Source organism: Thioalkalivibrio sp. (assembly GCF_041685615.1).
Lineage (GTDB): Bacteria > Pseudomonadota > Gammaproteobacteria > Ectothiorhodospirales > Ectothiorhodospiraceae > Thioalkalivibrio.
The window spans coordinates 2,912-5,823 of sequence record NZ_JAWLFK010000080.1 but is presented as its reverse complement, the minus strand read 5'-3'; the positions used below and the strand labels follow the sequence as shown (position 1 = coordinate 5,823).

The following is a 2,912-nucleotide window of genomic DNA, read 5'->3' as shown; positions in this document are numbered from 1 at the left end:
ACCATGCTGTCCAGCATGTCGGTCAGGGCCTCCATCAGCGCCGCGGCCTGGGCCGCGGGATCATTCGCCTCCTCGACGGCCGGTTCCGCATTCCCCTGAGCGGGTGCAAGCTCCGCCGCGTCGCTTTCATCGACCCGCACACCCAGATTGGCCTTCAGCCGGTTCAGCGGTTCGCGACCTTCCGGCGGCAGCTTGACCACCGCCAGGAAATGATCCATGTGCTCGCGCCCCGACTTGATGGCCCGCTGCATGCCGCGCGCGTCCACGCCCAGAGCGTGTTCGTAGCGCCGGCGCAGATCGGTCAGCAGGGCACCCTGCTGGTCGCGCTCCGCCCGGGTAATGCACTGGCCCATCTCGGAGGCCAGGGTCACGATGCGATGCAGGCGCTGGTCGGCATCCCGGGCCGCCGGCAGGGTGCCGGAAGGCGCCCGTTCCACCGACGTGACGATCTCCCGCGGGAAGTTCCAGTCCTCCAGCACGCTGCGCGCCAGCGCCTCGTAGGACAACCCCAGCACCTGCCGCGCAGCGCTGCCCTCGCCCGTACCCTGACCCACACGGATGCGGATCTCGTCCGCCTCCTCGGGGAGGTAGTACAGCACCAGCATGCGGCCGATATCGTGGAACAGCGCGCAGACAAAGGCCTGCTCGCTCTCCACGCCGCCGACCTGTTCCGCCAGGTCGCGCGCCAGCATGGCGCTGAACAGCGTGCCGACCAGAGCCTCCATCAGGCGTCCGGAATGGCGCCCGCCCTTGAGGTTCTCGAACAGCACCAGCCCGAGCGCCGCCGTGCGCACCTGCTCGAAGCCCAGGAGCACGATCGCCCGGGAAACGGTCCGGATGTTGCCGCCAAAATTGCTGTAAAAAGGCGAATTGGCCAGCCGCAGCAGCTTCTGCGTGGTCGCATAGTCCTTCAGTACCGCGTTCGACAACTCCGCCACCGAGCGCTTCATGGTGTCATCGGAACACTGGGTGATCTCGCGAATGTGGCTGGAGATACCGGGGAAGTCCGGCTTGCGCCGGATCTTTCGCAGGATGAAGTCCTGCGAGCCATCCTCCACCGAGCCCTCACCCTCCACGGCGCCTAGCAATGCCTCGCGAAACTCGCGGGCGGACGCAAAACGCTCCGAAGGTTCCGGGCGCGTGGCCCGGAGCACCAGGGCATCAAAGCGCTCGTCGCCATGGCCGGTTCGACCCGACGGCGGTTCCAGCGAGCCGCCCTGCATCGACTGCCGGATGGCCGCCGGGGTATCGCCGCCAAACGCCCGCTCGCCCGTCAGCATCTCGAAGAACAGGGCCCCGAGAGAGAACACGTCGGAGCGTTCGCTGGCTGCCTCTCCCGCCAGCTGTTCCGGGGCCAGGTAGAACGGTGTATCCGGCAGATGGCTCTCGCCGCGCGCAGCTGCCTCGGGCAGCGCCATGCCCAGGCCGGTGATGCGCGCGTGCCCCTCGGGGTTCACGGTCACGTTGGCCGGCTGCAAGGCCCCGTGCAGGATGCCCTGCTCGTGGGCCGCTGCCGCGGCCTCCAGCAACTCGCGCATCAACGCCAGGGCGCGATCAATCGGCAGGGCGCCGCGGGTCAGGATCCGGTCCAGGGTCTCGCCCTCGACGTACTCGAAGACCAGGTAGACGCCCTGAGCATAGTCCCCCGCCTCGAAGATGGGCGCGATATTCGGATGCCGGAACCGGCTCAGGCGCCGCGCGTCCTCGAGCAGCGCCCGACGGGTGGCGGCATCGGCCGCGGCATCGGTCAGCGTCCGGATCGCCACCTGGCGGTCCAGTACCGGGTCCTGCGCCACATAGAGACCGTCGCGAGCACTGGTGCCCAGCGTCCGGGTAATCCGGAAGCGTTCGATCTCGGGAACGGCCACGGGATCAGCCATGGGCCTGCCCCGCTGATCGCGCCCCATCCCTGTCCACAGCGCCTGCTGTCAGCCCCGGCATGTACGGATCCATCCGTCTTCTCCCTGTTGTGTCCGCTGGTTGCGAGTCGGCCCAAACCCGGCCGCTCGCGAAACACCCTCCACGGAGGTCAATCCGCCGGATCGCGGGCGTGTTCCTTCAGGATATCCAGCGGGATCACCGCCAGGGTCTCCTCGTGCGTCGCGCGCAGGAAGACCCCGGGTGCCGCCCCCGCCCGGTAGGCCTCCAGCCAGCGTGCCGCACACAGGCACCAGCGATCCCCGGCCTCCAGGCCGGGGAAGCCGAACTCCGGTACCGGCGTCATCAGGTCATTCCCCTGCGCCAGGGAAAAATCCAGGAACTCGCGGGTGACCTCGGCGCACACCGTGTGCATGCCCTGGTCGTCGTAGCCGGTGGCACAGCGGCCATCGCGGTAGAAACCGCTGACCGGATCCCGGCCGCAGGGCTCGAGCGCCCCGCCAAACACGTTCTTCGAGGGAAATGGCTGCATTGAAGGACTCTCCGTCGGCTGTGCCTACAGGATAACGGAGACCCGCCCCCCAAGCGCGAGCGTTTGTTTCAGCCGGGGGAATTCAGTCGGCGTCCGGCCAGCCCCGTGCTTGCAGGGCAACGCGCAGGTTCCCGGGCCGGTAGTCCGCATCCCGCCGGTAGCGTTCCAGAACACTGGGGTGCAGTTCGGTCGGGTGGCCGGGCGGGTCCAGCGGACGCCGATAGCGGCGCCGCAGGCGATAGATGTGCCGCCGGGAGCGATGCAGCGGTGCAAGCGGATCCGGGCGCAACGCATCCGCCAGATGCGGCTCCACCTGCAGGCCGGCCGCCCGGGCCTCCCCGGTCATCCACGCCAGTGGTACCTCGGACGCAACGCCTCCCTCGGCATCCGGGGCGTAGCCGCCCCCCACATCGGCGTGCACGCCGCTGAACCAGAACTGTTGCAGGTCCAGCCCCGGGCGTGGATCCCACAGGGTCGGCTCGAAGTCGGCGCGGGTTTCGTC

3 protein-coding genes are annotated in these 2,912 nt (G+C 68.8%); all 3 read right to left on the bottom strand.

The features are described 5' to 3' along the window. On the bottom strand, positions 1-1,880 hold a 1,880-nt coding region (locus ACESLR_RS11330; protein WP_373026101.1), incomplete at its 3' end, for an HDOD domain-containing protein. Positions 1,881-2,029: 149 nt separating this feature from the next. Further along, a complete protein-coding gene (locus ACESLR_RS11325) occupies positions 2,030-2,410 on the bottom strand; it encodes a DUF2237 family protein (protein ID WP_373026100.1) in 381 nt (126 codons plus the stop codon). A gap of 82 nt (positions 2,411-2,492) precedes the next feature. Continuing rightward, a partial coding sequence (locus tag ACESLR_RS11320; protein ID WP_373026099.1) for a phospholipase effector Tle1 domain-containing protein occupies positions 2,493-2,912 on the bottom strand: 420 nt, incomplete at its 5' end.